13 protein-coding genes are annotated in these 14,496 nt (G+C 72.8%); 7 read left to right on the top strand and 6 right to left on the bottom strand.

What is annotated here, in order from left to right; translation table 11 throughout:
* Positions 1–129: 129 nt before the first annotated feature.
* The gene (locus tag FHU33_RS04380; protein ID WP_142024256.1) at positions 130–1,605 is read right to left on the bottom strand and encodes an FG-GAP repeat domain-containing protein; all 1,476 of its coding nucleotides are present in this window, start codon (positions 1,603–1,605) and stop codon (positions 130–132) included.
* A 214-nt stretch (positions 1,606–1,819) separates the two neighbouring features.
* Between FHU33_RS04380 and lhgO the strand changes: the two genes are divergently transcribed.
* The 5 genes from lhgO (at position 1,820) to FHU33_RS04355 (ending at position 7,649) form a co-directional block, all read left to right on the top strand.
* Positions 1,820–3,013, top strand: coding sequence for an L-2-hydroxyglutarate oxidase (gene lhgO, locus FHU33_RS04375; RefSeq protein WP_142024255.1), 1,194 nt, complete (start codon positions 1,820–1,822; stop codon positions 3,011–3,013).
* A gap of 273 nt (positions 3,014–3,286) precedes the next feature.
* On the top strand, positions 3,287–4,726 hold the full coding sequence (locus FHU33_RS04370) for a class I SAM-dependent methyltransferase (RefSeq protein WP_170182316.1): 1,440 nt from the start codon (positions 3,287–3,289) through the stop codon (positions 4,724–4,726).
* Positions 4,705–5,058, top strand: coding sequence for a DUF6752 domain-containing protein (locus FHU33_RS25320; protein WP_142024253.1), 354 nt, complete (start codon positions 4,705–4,707; stop codon positions 5,056–5,058). Before FHU33_RS04370 ends, FHU33_RS25320 begins: the two co-directional genes overlap by 22 nt.
* Positions 5,059–5,427: 369 nt before the next feature.
* Positions 5,428–6,846, top strand: a complete 1,419-nt coding sequence (locus FHU33_RS04360; protein ID WP_246063257.1) for an LCP family protein — start codon at positions 5,428–5,430, stop codon at positions 6,844–6,846.
* On the top strand, positions 6,846–7,649 hold the full coding sequence (locus FHU33_RS04355; protein ID WP_142024251.1) for a TIGR03089 family protein: 804 nt from the start codon (positions 6,846–6,848) through the stop codon (positions 7,647–7,649). Before FHU33_RS04360 ends, FHU33_RS04355 begins: the two co-directional genes overlap by 1 nt.
* 15 nt (positions 7,650–7,664) lie before the next feature.
* Here the strand turns inward: FHU33_RS04355 and FHU33_RS04350 are convergent, their stop codons facing one another.
* The 5 genes from FHU33_RS04350 to FHU33_RS04330 all read right to left on the bottom strand — a co-directional run bounded on the left by FHU33_RS04350 (position 7,665) and on the right by FHU33_RS04330 (position 12,653).
* Positions 7,665–8,027, bottom strand: coding sequence for a DUF6752 domain-containing protein (locus FHU33_RS04350; RefSeq protein WP_142024250.1), 363 nt, complete (start codon positions 8,025–8,027; stop codon positions 7,665–7,667).
* Positions 8,024–9,658: a class I SAM-dependent methyltransferase gene (locus tag FHU33_RS04345; RefSeq protein WP_142024249.1), complete on the bottom strand. Its 1,635-nt coding sequence runs from the start codon at positions 9,656–9,658 to the stop codon at positions 8,024–8,026. Before FHU33_RS04345 ends, FHU33_RS04350 begins: the two co-directional genes overlap by 4 nt.
* Before the next feature lie 93 nt (positions 9,659–9,751).
* Positions 9,752–10,906 (bottom strand): acyl-CoA dehydrogenase family protein, encoded by a 1,155-nt coding sequence (locus FHU33_RS04340; protein ID WP_142024248.1) that lies wholly within the window; start codon positions 10,904–10,906, stop codon positions 9,752–9,754.
* Positions 10,907–10,929: 23 nt separating this feature from the next.
* Positions 10,930–11,436: a 5-(carboxyamino)imidazole ribonucleotide mutase gene (gene purE, locus FHU33_RS04335; RefSeq protein ID WP_142024247.1), complete on the bottom strand. Its 507-nt coding sequence runs from the start codon at positions 11,434–11,436 to the stop codon at positions 10,930–10,932.
* A gap of 2 nt (positions 11,437–11,438) precedes the next feature.
* The gene (locus FHU33_RS04330; RefSeq protein WP_246063256.1) at positions 11,439–12,653 is read right to left on the bottom strand and encodes a 5-(carboxyamino)imidazole ribonucleotide synthase; all 1,215 of its coding nucleotides are present in this window, start codon (positions 12,651–12,653) and stop codon (positions 11,439–11,441) included.
* A gap of 87 nt (positions 12,654–12,740) precedes the next feature.
* Here FHU33_RS04330 and FHU33_RS04325 point away from each other — a divergent pair, with 87 nt between their 5' ends.
* Both FHU33_RS04325 and FHU33_RS04320 read left to right on the top strand, forming a co-directional pair.
* Positions 12,741–13,262 (top strand): GtrA family protein, encoded by a 522-nt coding sequence (locus tag FHU33_RS04325; protein ID WP_142024246.1) that lies wholly within the window; start codon positions 12,741–12,743, stop codon positions 13,260–13,262.
* 54 nt (positions 13,263–13,316) lie between these two features.
* Positions 13,317–14,462 carry a DegT/DnrJ/EryC1/StrS family aminotransferase gene (locus FHU33_RS04320; RefSeq protein ID WP_142024245.1) on the top strand — a complete coding sequence of 382 codons (1,146 nt, stop codon included), beginning with the start codon at positions 13,317–13,319 and terminating at the stop codon, positions 14,460–14,462.
* Positions 14,463–14,496 lie beyond the last annotated feature (34 nt).

Raw genomic sequence — 14,496 nt, 5'->3', positions numbered from 1 at the left:
GCCAGTGAGCCGATGAGGCATGCGTCGCGCCGCCCCGACACGCCGGACAGGGCCGTGGCCCGCACACCGGGACGGTGAGCGGGCCACGGGGATGCGCGCGGTTTCGATCCAGAGGTCAGCGACCTCTGGTCACAGGACGACGTCGTGCATGTCCCACCCGGAGCCGACGGTCCGCGCCGAGTGGGGCACACCGCCGTTGCCGGTCGTGTACGCCCAGCGGACGCCGAGGGCCTTGGCGCGGCCGAAGAGGTCGGGCCGCCCGTCGCCGGAGATGTCCTGGCTCGGGGTCAGCACGTCGTGCATCGACCACCCGGTGCCGACGGCCGCGCGGCTGGCGAACCCGCCGGTGCCGTCGCCGGCATAGAACCAGAGCACGCCGGTGCCGGCCTCCCGGGCCCACAGGTCGGCGTCGCCGTCACCGTCGACGTCGCCGGGCGAGGTCAGGGCGTCGTGCATGTCCCACCCGGTGCCGAGCAGCCGCGGCGGGGTCAGCACACCCCCGGCCGAGCCGGGATACAGGTACAGCCGGCCGGTGCCCTGCTGCCGGGCCCACATGTCGGCGAACCCGTCGCCGGTCACGTCCCCGGCGGACATCAGCGCGTCGTGCATGTGCCAGCCGGTGCCGACCATGGTGGGGGGCGTGAAGCTGCCGGCGCCGTCGCCGGGATAGACGTACAGGCTCCCGCTGGCCATCTCGCGGCCGTAGAGGTCGGGCCTCCCGTCGCCGGTGACGTCGGCGCTCATGATCAGCGAGTCGTGCATCTGCCAGCCGGTGCCCACCGCGCGGCGGGACACCGAGGCGCCCCGGCCGTCACCGGCGTAGAACCACAGCCGGCCGACCGAGCGTTCCCGGCCCACGGTGTCCGCCTTGCCGTCGCCGTCGAGGTCCTGGCTCGCGGACACGCCGCGATTCACCGGCCGGGGCCGCACGGCCGGGCAGGGGTCGTAGCGCGGCGCGCTGTAGGTCGCGGCCCACTCGCCGACGTACACCTGGCACGGGCCGACGTCGGCCTGCGGCACGGCGACACCGGTCCACCAGGACGTGCGCTGGAAGGCGCCGTCCCAGCTCAGGCTGACGTGCACGTGGTCGGTGTGCGGGCTCCGGCCGCTGTAGGGCTGCCAGCCGGCGGAGGCCTGCGAGGCCGACCAGATCTGGCGGTTCCAGATCACGTACATGACGCCGAGCCGACGGGCATTCCCCGCCGGCTCGCCCGTGGCGTCCGGGCCGGTCAGCCACAGCGTGAAGTCGTCACCGACGGCCTTCTCGGCCGGCTTGTTCACGTCCAGCATCCAGTCCCACGCGCGGCCCTCCTGGTGCTCGCTGCGCGCGTTGATGTTGCAGGCCCGGGTGAGACCGCCGTCGCGTCCGACGCCGTAGTAGGCGAGCACGATGTTGCGCAGCGCGATCGCGCCCGGCTTGGCCGAGGGGTCACAGGAGACCTGACCGCGGTAGGCCGACGGTGCGTCGGGGACGGTCTGCATGGGGACGGGAGGCGTCAACAGGCCACTCGCGCCGGCCGTCGCGGGGCCGGTGACCACGAGCACCGCGGTCAGGGCCGCGGTGACCAGGCCGAGGAGCAGGGAACGGGGACGGGTCGTACGCACGGGGAACCACCGAATTTCGTCGAGATGCAGGCCCCTTCCTCATCGTCAACCCCGCGTGTCGGCTTGAGAACTTTCTCCCGGGGTGCAAGCGACCCCCCGGGCCGACCCCCGTCCGGTGCGCCACGGCGACGTCCTACGGTGGGATCGACGACGGTCCGGCACCGGCGGACGCCGGAGTCCTGGGACCGGAGGACACCTGAGCGGGGGGACCCAGATGATCTACGACCACTGCGTGATCGGCGGGGGCATCGTCGGCATGGCCTCGGCCATGGCGCTGGTGCGCAGGCGCCCGGGTTCGACCGTCCTGGTCCTCGAGAAGGAGACCGACATCGCCCGGCACCAGACCGGGCACAACAGCGGGGTCATCCACTCGGGCATCTACTACGAGCCCGGCAGCCTCAAGGCCGAACTCAGCAGGCGCGGCGCCGAGGCCACCAAGGAGTTCTGCGCCGAGCACGGCCTGCCCATGACGGTGCAGGGCAAGCTGCTCGTGGCCAGCGACGACCGTGACGCGCGGCGACTGGACGCTCTCGTCGACCGCGCCGCGGCCAACCGCATCGAGGCCCGGCGGATCAGTGCCGCAGAGCTGCGCGAACTCGAGCCCGAGGTGGCCGGGGTGGGGGCGCTGCTGGTGCCGGCCACGGGCAGCGTGGACTACGTCGCGATCACGCGGGCGATGCGCGACACCGTGGAGCGCGAGGGCGGCCAGGTCGAGGTCGGCCAGGCCGTGACCGGGATCGCGGAAGGGGCGGACTCCGTCGCCGTCACCACCGAGGGCACGACCTGGCGCGCACGCCGGCTCGTCGTCTGCGGCGGCTTGCAGGCCGACCGGCTGGCCGCCCTCGCGGGCCTGACCTCGGCAGCTCGCATCGTGCCGTTCCGGGGCGAGTACTACCAGCTGCCGCCCGAGCGGAGCGGCATCGTCACCCGGCTGATCTACCCGGTGCCCGACCCCGCGCTGCCCTTCCTCGGCGTGCACCTGACCCCCATGGTCGACGGGCGGGTCACCGTGGGTCCCAACGCGGTGCTCGGGCTGTCCCGGGAGGGGTACCGCAAGGGGAGCGTGGACCGGCGGGACGTGCGCGACATCGTGTCCTTCCCCGGCTTCTGGCGGCTCGCCCGCCACCAGGTGAGAACCGGCGCCGTGGAGATGCGCAACTCGATGTTCAAGCGTGGGTACCTGGCCGCGGCCCGCCGGTACTGCCCCGGCCTGCAGCTGGAGGATCTGCTGCCCTACGAGGCCGGTATCCGCGCTCAGGCGGTCCTCCGGGACGGGACGATGGTCCACGACTTCCTGCTCGAGGAGACCGCACGCACGTTGCACGTGCTCAACGCGCCGTCACCGGCCGCGACCTCCGCCATCCCCATCGGTGAGTTGATCGCGGACAAGGCACTGGCCGCCGCCTGACCGGCGTTCGACGTCCGGCGGCCGGCACAGCGGTGTTAACCTGCCGGTCATCTCCGCCTGCCGCCTCCGGCTCCACACCGAGCCGACCACGAGCCCGAGCCAGGAGCCGTTCCTCTGCTCTCCACCCTGACCGTCGACGACCGCGGGCTGACCTTCTGTGCCGGGGCCGAGGACGCCGACCGGGTCGTCGACCTCCTCCTCGACGGGCGCCGGATCTGGTCGTTCCGAATGGCCGACGCCGTGCCCGAACCAGGGAACCCGGGAACGGTGCGCGTGTCGTGGCCCCGGGCGCTGGACGCCTACCTGGTCGGGATCGGGACGTTCACCCTCCGGCCGGTGGACGGGAACGGGCCGGAGCTGTCGGCCACTGCCCGCCTGGGGGCCGGCGACGAGCCGCTGCGGTTCGACGACCGGTACGGGATCGGCCTGATCGTGAACAAGTTCGGCAAGATCGGCCACGCCCTCGCCGACTACGACCCAGGCATCGTGTCGCGTCTGCTCGATCACATGGACCAGGTGCGCGACGTCGTGTCCACCAGCACCGGTCTCGACGTCTACGTCATGGGCGGGACGCTCCTCGGCCCGTACCGCGACGGCCGGATCATGCCCCACGACGACGATGCCGACCTCGGCTACCTGAGCCGGCACAGCCACCCGGTCGACGTCGTCCGCGAGGCCTTCGGTGTCGGTCGGCACCTGCGCGCGGCCGGGCTGGAAGTGGTGCGGGCCTCGGCCGGGCACCTGCAGGTGAACTTCAGCCACGAGGGCCGTCCGGACGCCTACGTCGACCTGTTCACCGGCTGGGTGGACGACTTCGGGTGGTGGCAGCACACCTTCGCGGTGCGCACCCGGGCCCGTCGGGACCAGGTCCTCCCGACCATCACCATCGACGTCGAGGGACGTCCGGAGCCTGCCCCGCGCGAGCCGGAGATCATGCTCGAGGCGAACTACGGCCCTGGCTGGCGGACGCCCGACCCCGCCTTCCGCTTCGACATCCCGAAGAGCACCTCCGACCGCTTCTGGGCGTTCTTCTCCGACTACGAGATGGACCGCGTCCTCTGGGAGGACCACTACCGGTACGACCTCGCCGGCGACCGGATCGCACCGGGCACCGCCCCCTCGCCGTACGCGCGGTCCCTGGCCGAACGCATCGACCCTGCGGCACCGGTCCTCGAGCTGGGCAGCGGCCGCGGCCACGACGCGCTGTGGCTGGCTCGGCAGGGACATCGCGTCCTCGCCGTCGACTACGTCCGGTGGCCGACGAAGCGGGCCGCCGCGATCGCCGCCGACGAGGGGCTCCCGGCGACCTTCCGGACCCTCAACCTGTACGACCTGCGCCGCGTGCTGGCGCTCGGTGCGGAGATCGCCGCCCGCGAGGAGCCCGTCGTCGTCTACGGACGTGGCCTGCTCGGCACCATGTGGGACATCGGCCGCCCGCAGTTGCTCCGGTTGCTGTCGATGGTGCTCAGGAGCGGCGGGCGGGCCCACCTGGACGTCCCGCGGACGAGCCTGATCCCCGACCCCGGCACCGGGGTTCCGCTGCACCGCGCGGTGACCCCCGACCTGCTCGCCGCCGAGATGGCGCCCTACGGCCTGGTCGTCGAGGACGTGGACGAGGCCGACGACGTCGTCGAGCACATGCCCTGGAGCGCGGACAGCGTCTCCCTCCCGACCACGAGGATGGTGGTGTCATGGCAGCCCAGCACGCGCTGAAGCAGGTACTGCGTGCGCCGGCCAAGCGGTTCCGGCGGTCGCTGGTGCCGGAATACGAGGACCTGCTGGCCGATGCGACCACGGCTCGTGAGGGGATCTCCGGTCTGCAGACGGAGAACCGCCGGTTGCAGTCGGAGAACCGCCAGTTGCAGGACCGCGTCCAGGCGCTGGAGACGCGTGTGGCCCGGCTCGACGAGGAGCTGCACGAGTCCCGCCGGCTGAACCTGCGCCTGGCCGAGCTCACCGACGTCGTGTCCGAGCTGGTCCTTCCGCTCCACAACCGCGACATCGATCGGTCGAAGCTCGACGCCCTCGCACCCGACGCCCTCTGACCGCGCGCGGGAGGTCCGGTCGGGGTCGGGACGCCTGCGGCGGTTGGGAACTGGCGGTGCACGGTGGACGACGAGGCAGCCCGGGGAGCGCTCGACCGTGTCGGGAGCCCCGGCGTCCGGCCGTCCGCGGCTACCATGGCCGGCAGCCGACGACTGCCCGCCGGGCGTCCGGCCCGCCGCTGACAGCAGCCCGGGCCGGTTGGGAAAACCGGCCACTCCCCGACGCGTAGTGAGGATCCCGTGGGCCGAGACCGCACCGAGCCGGGCGACCGCGACGGGCGCCCGCTCCCCCCGCGGCTCGACCCGCGGGCGGGTCGGCCCCCGAGGCGCTCCGGCACCGACGTCGCAGGCCCGCGAGCTGCCCGCCCGGTGCGGACCAGGACCCGCCGGATCGTCGTCGCCGCCCGTGTCCTGGCCGCGGTTCTCGCCGTCGCCGTCCTCGCCACCAGCGGGCGCGGGTGGTACCTGTTCCAGGTCGCCGAGGCGAGCGTCAACCGCACCGACGCCATCCCCACCTCCGGCAACGACGGGACCAACCGCTCCGGCGAGGCGATGAATCTCCTGCTGGTCGGCAACGACAGCCGCGCGGATCTGACGGAGGCGCAGCTCGCGGAGCTGAACGCCGGCTCGGACTCGGGCGCCAACACCGACACGATGATCCTGGTGCACATCCCCGCCGACGGGTCGAAGGCGTCCTTCGTCTCCTTCCCCCGGGACTCCTACGTGGAGATCCCCGGCTACGGACGGGACAAGCTGAACGCCGCGTACGCCTACGGCTACGCGGACACCCCCGCCGATGCACCGGAGACCGAGCGCCAGGCAGGGGGCGCCCAGCTCCTGGTGCAGACGATCAGCTCCCTGACCGGTCTGCAGATCGACCACTACGCCGAGGTGGACCTGCTGGGCTTCTTCAACCTGAGCTCGGTGGTCGGCGGTGTGGAGGTCAACCTCTGCGAGGCCGTCGACGACCGCCGCTGGTCCGGCGCCGTCTTCTCCGCCGGACCGCAGACGATCAGCGGTGCCGACGCCCTCAAGTTCGTGCGTCAGCGCCACGGCCTGCCGCGCGGGGACTTCGACCGCATCGTCCGTCAGCAGATCTTCATCGCCGGCGTCCTCCGGAAGATGCTGTCCGACGACGTCCTCCTCGACCTCGGCAAGCAGCGGGAACTGGTGGAGGCGGCGTCGGAGTCGCTCACCGTCGACCGGTCCCTCGACCTGTTCCAGCTGGCCAGCCAGATGCAGTCGGTCACCGCCGGCGACATCCAGTTCCAGACGGTGCCCTACGTCGGCGACGACACCGACGACGCGGGCCGCTACATCCTCCGGCTCGAGGACACCGACACGCTCCACGACTTCTTCGCGGACCTCTCGGCGGACCCTGCGGAGGAGGCGGCACCCACCGCCGAGGCGCCGCAGACGGTGACTCCGGAACAGGTCACCGTGGACGTCTACAACGGCTCGGGCACGTCCGGACTCGCCGGGAGCGCGGCGGAAGCCCTCGAGACGGCCGGCTTCCAGGTGGGCACTACCGCGAACGCCGACTCGATGGACTACGAGGTCACCGAGATCCGTCACGCGGCCGGGGACGAGGCGCTCGCCGCCACGCTGGCGGCCGCCGTCCCGGGAGCCGTGACGGTGGTGAGCGACGACGCCGCTGCCGGCACCGTGCACCTGGTCGTCGGCGGGGACTTCAACGGCATCGGCCAGGCGGTGGACCCGGCCGCGCCGGCGGTTCCCGTCGAGGGCGAGGACGCCCGGACCGCCGCCGACACGACCTGCATCAACTGATGCCGGGATCGTCGGCCGATCTCCCGTCCGGTCTTCTCGCGGCGACGGTGCGCCGGGAGGCGGCCGCGCCTTTGATCACCCACTACGACGACGCCACGGGCGAACGCGTCGAGCTGTCCGCCACGACCCTGGCCAACTGGGTCGCCAAGACGGCGAACCTGCTGCAGGACGAGTTCGACGTCGGCCCCGGCAGCACGGTCGCCGTCGCACTGCCCGTGCACTGGCAGACCGCCGCCGTCCTGCTGGCGGTGTGGAGCTGCGGCGCCACCGTGCTGGACACCGCGGCCGAGGACGAGGGCCGGCTCGGCGAGGCCGACGTCGTCCTCGCCGCCCAGGACCGGCTGGCGGCGCTGGACGACCAGGACCTCCCCGAGCTCCTCGGCCTCTCGTTGCATCCCCTGGGGATGGGCATGGCCGGCTACGCGGGGTCTGCCCGGGACTTCGCTGTCGAGGTCCGGGCGCAGGGCGACGTGTTCGTGCCCTACGCGGCCCCGGAGCCCGGCGCCCGGGGCCTGGTCGTCGGTGGTCTGTCGCTGAGCCTGGAGGGGCTGGTCACGGCTGCCCGGGAACTGGCCGACCGGCTCGGCCTGCGCGCCGGCGACCGGCTGATGGTGGACGAGCAGACCGGTCTCGAGGCCGGCCCGGTCGTCTGGTTGCTCGCCCCGCTGGCAGCCGGCGCCTCGCTGGTGCTGTGCCGGCATCCCGTCGCCGAGGCCCTGCCGCGCCGGGCGGCGGACGAACGCGTCAGCGCCACCCTGGGTCTGCGGATCGAGGGCGTCCGCGAACTGGGCCGTCCGGACTGAGCCTGCCGGAGCGTCTCAGACCGTGTCGGGACGCAGCCTCCGCAGCGCCGCGGGGTCGATCTCCCGGTCGTGCAGCGGGAGCACCAGTTCGGTGACCACGTCGGCGAGCTCGGCGATCCGCAGGCTGAGCCGCCGGGACTCGAAGAGTCCGTTCCGGAGTTCGGCGGCGCGCTCCTCCTGCTCCGCCAGACGCCGTTCGGCGTCCTCCGCGCGCGCCCGTAGCCGCTCGGCATCGTCCCGCAGCCGGCCGACCTCGTCGTTCAACCGGTGCACCTGCTCGGCCAGCTCGAGCGCTGCCGGTGCGAGCGCCCGCCGTACCGGATACGCCAGCCGGGCGACCAGTGGCCGGCCGCCGTCGGGAACTCGTGGGTCGGTCATCGGGGCCTCCGTCGCAGGGTCACGCGGGTCATCTCCACCACCTGTTCCTCGGGGGCACGCGGCCAGGTCATCGGCTCGAGCCGGCGCTCGGCCTCCTCGAGGACCAGGCCGTGCACCCCGCACTCCCGCCACAACTGGTCGAGATCGGGTCTCTGGTGCGCCGGCACGTGGGGATAGGCGGCATCGGTGAGCACGTCGAAGCGGGCCGCTCCCCCACGCCGCAGGAGCATGCCGCACAGCCGGAAGACGTTGTCCCGGCCCCGGCCGTCGAGCGCATTGAGGACCCGGCGGCCGACGACCGTCCACGGCGTGCCCGTCGCCGCGCACTCGGCACCCAGCCGGAGCACGGCGCGCACGTCCAGCAGGTTCACCGTGTCGAAGGTGACCCGGGTTCCCGGTCCGGACAGGCGCGCTCGCGAGGCACGGACGCACATGCGGGAGAAGTCCACCCCCCGGACGGTGCGCCCCCGGGCGCCCAGAGCGCGCGCGTCGGCACCCAGTCCGCTGCCGAGCTCCAGGATGGCGTGGTCCTCCGGCGTCCGCCGGTCCACCCAGTCGGCGAAGGCGCTCGGCACGTCGTCGGCCGGTGCGGTGCCGGGGGCGGACAGGAGGACGACGTCGTCCCAGTCCTCGCGGTCGGCGTGGTCGTCACCGAACCAGCCGAAGAACCGATCGGTGAGCGCCGGCGGGAGGTCGAACCCGAAGGCCGGGTCAGGCACCCGCCAGCCGGGTCCGAACAGCTGCGTCAGCATGAACCCGGGGTCCTGTGGCGTCGGTTCGGGCCGGCCCTCGACGTGGACGGTGCCGGGAGGGAGGAGCCGCTCGGGACCGGCCTCGGCGCCGATGGCGAAGTACTGGTACCAGATGCCGTCCAGCAGGAAGCCGGCGAAGACGTCGACGTAGTGGTCGGGCACCCCACCGTGGTCGAAGTGCATCTGCACGTGGGCAGCGGAGAGCCGGATGACGTCGTACCCCCGTTCGCGCAGCAGCCGGCCGATCTCGAAGTTCTCCCGCGCGACGTCGGCGGGGTGCTGCCACGAGCTGAGGTAGGCCAGGTCGGCGTCGTCGTCGTACGGGATGAGCCGGCCGTCGGCCCGCGCGGGTCCCAGCAGCGTGCCTCCGGTGACGAACACCCGGTCTCCGAGGTGGGCCCGCAACAGATCCCGGATCTCGTCCATGTGCCCGAGCAGCCGACCGACCATGTCGGGGTCGGCGTCGGCGATCGTGTGACCCAGGCGGCCCCACTTGTTCACCACCAGGGGGCGACCGTGCACGTCGGCGAGCACCGGGCGGGCGGCCGGGTCGCCGAGCACGGCGACGACGGAGGCGCCCGCACCACCGTCGACGGGACAGAGTTCGACGTGGAAGGTGCCCACGAGTCGGCTCCGGAGGACGACGGGCCAGGGTTCGAAGCGCAGCTGCCCGTTCCGCGCCGCCGGAGGCCGCAGGCCGGGCGGGACCTCGGTCGCCGATTCCTGGAACGACCAGACGCGACGGCCGTCGACCCGGACGTCGATGCTGCGTTCCCCGGGCGCCGACACCTCGAAGACCAGCCCCTGCTCCGTGGCCCACACCTGGCGGATCCCGCCGGTGCCGTCGGGTACGAGCGCTGACGGCTCCGGATGCGCCACGACTGGCCTCGACCTCCCCGTGCGTGAGCCGGTGTCCGGCCCGGCCAGGCTAACAGCGCACGAGTCCCCGCCGACGGCGGCTCGGACGGCTGGTCAGCGCAGGAGGGAGCGGGCGATCACCATGCGCTGCACCTGGTTGGTGCCCTCGTAGATCTGGGTGATCTTGGCGTCGCGCATCATCCGCTCCACCGGGAAGTCCTGGGTGTAGCCCGCGCCGCCGAACAGCTGGACGGCGTCGGTGGTCACCTGCATGGCGACGTCGGAGGCGAACGCCTTCGCCGACGCGGACACCCGGGTGACGTCGGGGCGCCCCTGCTCGCCGGCCGCGGCCGCCACGTACACCAGGTGCCGCGCGGCCTGGATCCTCATCTCCATGTCGGCGAGCATGAACTGCACGCCCTGGAACGAGCCGACCGATGTTCCGAACTGCTTGCGCTCCTTGACGTAGTCGACCGTCGCGTCCAGGGCGCCCTGCGCGACGCCGACGGCCTGCGCGCCGATCGTCGGCCGGGTGAAGTCGAGAGTCCGCAGCGCGGTCTTGAAGCCGGTGCCGGGCGCGCCGATGATCCGGTCGGCCGGGATGGTGCAGTCGGTGAAGTACAGCTCGCAGGTGGGCGAGCCCTTGATGCCCATCTTGCGTTCCTTGGGCCCGACCGCGAAGCCGGGGTCGTCGCGGTGCACGGCGAACGCGGAGATGCCGTTGGCGCCCTTCTCCGGGTCGGTGACGGCCATGACCGTGTACCACTCGGAGATGCCCGAGTTGGTGATCCAGGCCTTCGTGCCGCCCAGCACCCAGGTGTCGCCGTCGAGACGGGCGCGGGTCTTCATGGCGGCGGCATCCGAGCCGGCCTCCCGCTCGGACAGCCCGTAGCTGATCATCGCGTCGCCGGCGGCGATGGAGGGGAGCACCATCCGCTTCACGTCCTCGGACGCGGACAGGATGATCGGCATCGAGCCGAGCTTGTTGACCGCCGGGATGAGCGAGGCGCTCATGTCGACCCGTGCGACCTCCTCGATCACGATGCAGGTGGCGATGGCGTCCGCACCCTCGCCGCCGTACTCCTCGGGGATGTGGGTGGCGTGGAAGCCGGCCGTGGTCAGCGCCTTCTGCGCCTCGATGGGATACCGGGACTCGGCGTCCACCTCGGCGGCGTACGGCGCGATCTCCCGCTCGGCGATCTCGCGGACGGCCGCCCGGATCGCCTCGTGCTCCTCGGTGAGGGCGTAGAGCCCGGTGTTGTTACCCACGGGTAGATCGTAAGCCCGCCGGCTCAGTCGGCCGAGGCAAGACGCTCCTGGAGGGTGAGGTCACGTACCGCCACCTGCTCGGCGAGATCGGCCTGGAACCGCACGACCGCGTCCCGTAGCGAGTCGTCGCACACGGCCAGGATCCGCACGGCGAGCAACCCCGCGTTGCGCCCCCCGCCGATGCCCACGGTCGCGACCGGGACGCCCGCCGGCATCTGGACGATCGAGAGCAGGCTGTCCAGGCCGTCCAGCCGGTCCAGCGGCCTGGGGACGCCGATGACCGGCAACGGCGTCGCGGCCGCGACCATGCCGGGGAGGTGGGCCGCTCCCCCGGCGCCGGCGATGATCACGCGGAGTCCGCGGCCGGCGGCGGACTCGGCGTAGTCGAGCATCCGGCGCGGCGTGCGGTGGGCGGAGACGACGTGCGCCTCGTAGCCGACGCCGAACTCATCGAGGGCGAGCGCGGCGGGCTCCATCATCGGCCAGTCGGAGTCGCTGCCCATGACGATGCCGACGATCGGGTCACGCATGCTCATGCTCCTCGGTGCTCCGTCTCGAAGGCGAAGGCGTCGTCGACCACACCGTCTGCCAGGTAGCGCGCGGCGGCGACCGCCCGTGCACGGACCTCGGCCAGGTCGTCCCCGAGGGCCGTCACGTGGCCGAGCTTGCGGCCCGGGCGCAGCCCCTTGCCGTACCAGTGCAGCTTCACGTCGGGCCAGTGCGCCATGAAGTGGTGGATGCGCTCGTCGAGCGGCGCGCCGGACCAGTCCTCGCCGGTGGCCGCACCGCCCAGGACGTTGGCCATGACGACGACGGGCGCGGTCATCGCGGTCGATCCCAGCGGGTAGTCCAGGACGGCACGCAGGTGCTGCTCGAACTGACTGGTGCGCGCGCCCTCGATCGTCCAGTGACCGGAGTTGTGCGGACGCATCGCCAGCTCGTTGACCAGCACGCCGCCGGCGGTCTGGAAGAGCTCGACCGCGAGCATGCCGACGACGCCGAGCCGATCGGCGATCCGGACCGCCAGCTCCTGTGCCGACGTCGCGAGCGCCTCCGGAAGGTCCGGTGCCGGCGCGAGCACCTCGGCGCAGACGCCGTCGCGCTGCACGGTCTCGACCACCGGCCAGACGGCGACCTGCCCGAAGGGCGACCGCGCGACCTGGGCCGACAGCTCGCGGACCATCTCGACCCGCTCCTCGACCAGCAGCGTTCCGTGCCGCTCGAGCAGGCCGGTGGCTTCCGCGATGTCGTCGACCACGAACACGCCCTTGCCGTCGTAGCCGCCCCGGGGGGTCTTCAGTACGACCGGCCAGCCATGATCCGCGGCGAACCGGGCGACGTCGTCGGGCCGCTCCGCCCGGGTCCAGGCCGGCTGCGGCTCCCCCGCCTCGCGCAGCGCCCGGCGCAGGACCAGCTTGTCCTGCGCGTGCACGAGGGCGGCCGGGCCGGGGGCGATCCGGTGACCGGCGTCCTGGAGCGCGCGCAGGTGCTCGGTCGGCACGTGCTCGTGGTCGAACGTGACGACCGTGGCTCCGTCGGCGGCCCGCACCAGGTCGGCGAGCTCGCGGTGGTCGCCGAGCACGACGTCGGCCGCCACCAGGGCCGCCGACTCGGTCGCGTCGCCGGCGAGCACGCGCAGGGACTGCCCCAGGGCGATCGCCGCCTGCTGCGTCATCCGGGAGAGCTGCCCACCACCGATCATCGCCACGACCGGGAGACCGGTCTGCGGATCCAGCGGGGAAGCCATGATGGTCCGAGGTTAGCGGGCCCACGGTCGCCGCCCGGCGCTGCCCGGAGCGGCCCGGCCGCACCGCCCGGTCGGTACAGTCCAGGAGTGCGTGAGCCCGTCCGTGACCGGCCCGCCCACACCTACCGGGTGCTCGTCCGGGAGCTGAGCGCCTTCGGCGTCGTCGGCGCCACCTGCTTCGCGCTCGACGTCGCGCTGTTCCAGCTGCTCTACGTCCAGTTCGGCGTCGGCGCCGTGACCGCCAAACTGGTCGCGACACTGACCTCGATGGCGGCGGCCTTCGTGGGCCACCGCTACTGGTCGTTCGCCCACCGGGCGCGCACGGGGGTGCGTCGGGAGTCGCTGCGCTTCGCCGCGGTGAACGTCCTCACGCTCGGCCTGGGCCTGACGGTCGTGGCCGTCGTCCGCTACCCGCTGGGGCAGGAGAGCGTGGCCGTCCTGCAGGCCGCCAACGTCGCGTCGATCGGGCTCGGGACGGTGCTGCGGTTCCTGGCCTACCGGGTCTGGGTCTTCCCGCGGCGACCGATTTCTTCCGACGCGGGTGACCCTTCCGTCACAGCAGGCGCGCCCTTCCCGTCCTCGACTGAAGCGCGGCCCCAGACCACGTAGTCTCGTGATCGAGCCGTGACCTCGACCGGCACAATCCCGCGCGTCAGGAGCCCCATGTCGACCCCACCGTCCACCGATGTCATCGCCCTGGGGCAGCCGACCTTCGGTGAGCCCGAACTCCGCGCCGTCGAGGAGGTGTTCCGCTCGGGATGGGTCGCCGGCCAGGGGCCCACGGGAAAGCGGTTCGAGGAGGCCTTCGCGAAGAGCGCCGGCACCGCCTTCGCGCTGCCGGTCAACAACTGCACCGCGGCCCTGCACCTGGCCACCTCGGCACTGGGCCTGCAGCCGGGCGACGAGGTGATCGTCGCCGACTACACCTTCCCGGCCACCGGGCACTCGGTCGTGTACGGCGGCGGGAAGCCGGTCTTCGTCGACGTCCGGCCGGACACGTGGACGGTCGACCCGCAGGCCGTGGAGGCCGCCGTCACCGAGCGGACGGTCGGCATCATGGCCGTCGACACCCTCGGTCAGCTGGCCGACTACGCGGAGCTCGAGGCCATCGCCGCCAAGCGTGGCCTGTGGCTGGTGGAGGACGCCGCCTGCTCCTCCGGCGCGACCTACAAGGGGCGCCCGGCCGGCAGCTTCGGTGACGCGGCCTGCTTCTCCTTCCACGGCCGCAAGGGGATCACCGCCGGCGAGGGCGGTGCCCTCACCACCGACCGCGAGGACATCGCGACGAAGGCCCGCAAGACGCACAACTTCGGCATCGAGAGCGCCCTCTCCCGGGCGGGGACGGCGGGTCTGCCCGTCCCCGAGTTCGACGAGATCGGCTACAACTACAAGCTCTCCGACGTCTCCGCGGCGATCATGCTGGCTCAGCTCCAGCGGCTGCCCGACCTGGTGAAGGCCCGCCAGGGCGTCGCCGAGGCCTACCAGCACCTCCTGGGCGACTTCGACCTCGTCAGCCTGCCCGTCACGGGCGAGGACCGCACGCACTCCTGGCAGAGCTACGCCCTCACCCTCGACCCGAGCGTCGACCGGGGCGTCGTCGCCTCGGAGCTGCGCGGCCGCGGCGTGCAGTGCAACTTCGGCACCTACGCCTCGCACCTGCAGCCGGTCTACGGCACCACGAACCCCTGCCCCGTCTCGGCGGACCTCTTCCGCCGGCACCTCGCCATCCCCATGCACGCGAACCTCACGGACGCGCAGATCGAGCGGGTGGCCGCGGCCGTGCGCGAGGTCGTCCCCGCGGCCCGCTGACCCTCCGACCACCTCACCACCGCACGTCAGGGAG

This window comes from Blastococcus colisei, from assembly GCF_006717095.1.
GTDB classification, from domain to species: Bacteria; Actinomycetota; Actinomycetes; order Mycobacteriales; family Geodermatophilaceae; genus Blastococcus_B; species Blastococcus_B colisei.
The sequence above is the reverse complement of the archived record's forward strand: the minus strand, read 5'-3'. Positions and strand labels throughout refer to the sequence as shown.